Source organism: Effusibacillus consociatus, assembly GCF_042652925.1.
Classification (GTDB): Bacteria; Bacillota; Bacilli; order Tumebacillales; family Effusibacillaceae; genus Effusibacillus; species Effusibacillus consociatus.
On the sequence record NZ_JBHSHC010000136.1, the window covers coordinates 1 to 1432 of the forward strand.

A 1432-nucleotide genomic window follows, 5' to 3' on the forward strand; every position below is an offset into this window, starting at 1 on the left:
AGTGGTTGGTAACTACAAACCCCCACAGTGGACTTTCACCACCTAGTTAATCGCCATGCGTGGCGCACAATAAAGAAAACTTTGGCATTCGCCAAGTCTTTGACTTGGGTGAATGCCTTAGTTGCACTTATACTTGTTACCTCTGAACTTATAATTTCTTACAAGTAAAACTAAAGACGGCCTAATTTCTGGCCGCCTTTACCTATTCCTTGCGATCCTCATTAAAATGATCCCAGTTGTTCTCCGCGCTTACGTTCAACAGATCGTCAGATTCGAGTCCCATCCAGTTCAGATTGTCCGTAAAATCCCTCGCATTGCGACGATAGGCCTCATTTCTTGTGAATCCGGTCGGGTTGCCATGAATATCAGCCGTTAAATATCCTTCCAAATCCTCTACATACCCTCTTCGTTCTTCGCTGTCTATATAAAGAAGGTCGGGATTCGTTCCGTCCTCAAAATCGGAAGCGTTCTCGGAAGTTCCATAGCGTGCCACGTCCTGCCACGCGTCTTCAGAGTCATATAATGTCTCGCCACGGTCGTTCTCATCATTAAACGCCCGTCCGTAACCGGGAAACATAAAATTTTCTTCTACCGGGCGGTTGCTCTCAATCTGATGCTCCTCCGCCCCTTCCTGACAGTCTATACAAAATTCCGCAGCCGGTTGCGCCTGCAAACGCTCAAACGGAATCGCCTGTCCACAATGGGTACAAGTCCCGTATGTACCGTCTTCCATCCTCTCCAATGCTTCATCGATCTCAATCAATCGAATCGATGCCGCATCACGCAAAGCAAGATCTTTTCCTCGTTCGTATAATTCATCTCCGATATCGGCCGGATGATTGTCATACATCGACAGCTCTCCAAGCTGATCAGCCATTGAGTCAGGTATTCCATAGCGGTCGTTGGCATCCAAAGAATTGCGTATATCCGTCATTTCCTCTTCCAAGCGGATACGAAGTTCCCGAAGCTGTTCACTAGTCAGACTCATCGAGAGCCCCCCTTCGAAAGTTGGGTGTTAATGGGCATTCTTTCCGTCTCCCCATAAAACTATTCTATGGTATTGTCGGTGTGTGCAGTTGGGCCTGCACAATCCGTACGATATCAGCCAAAAACTTCCCGATAATCGGAAGGTTCTGATCGGCCAATTCCTGCAAGATCATCAAAAGCAGCGCGAAAATGACCGTAAATCCCAGCCCCGTTCCAACTCCTCTTGCAATCCCGCTTACAAAATTGAGCGTGATCAGCCGCCGCGGCCGATTCAGCAGTTGAACATATTCGGCGAACTGCGCCCGTTCCAGGTGCAATGCCAACTGCTCGATATGTTCCTTCAGATTTGTTTCATCCTTTTCCTTCATGCCCGCGACCTCCTTGTATAGTAAGAGCAGCTGCCAATTTGGTTCACATAAAACCAGGCTGGAGTTGCTCTTTTAAA

The 1432-nt window shown here is 47.8% G+C and carries 2 protein-coding genes; both read right to left on the minus strand.

Annotation, left to right across the window (positions count from 1 at the left end; translation table 11 throughout):
• Window positions 1-202 precede the first annotated feature (202 nt).
• Complete coding sequence (locus tag ACFO8Q_RS19460; protein WP_380028169.1) at window positions 203-988, minus strand: TraR/DksA C4-type zinc finger protein; 786 nt, start codon at window positions 986-988, stop codon at window positions 203-205.
• A 64-nt stretch (window positions 989-1052) separates the two neighbouring features.
• Window positions 1053-1355 (minus strand): DUF5665 domain-containing protein, encoded by a 303-nt coding sequence (locus ACFO8Q_RS19465; protein ID WP_380028171.1) that lies wholly within the window; start codon window positions 1353-1355, stop codon window positions 1053-1055.
• Between the last annotated feature and the right edge of the window lie 77 nt (window positions 1356-1432).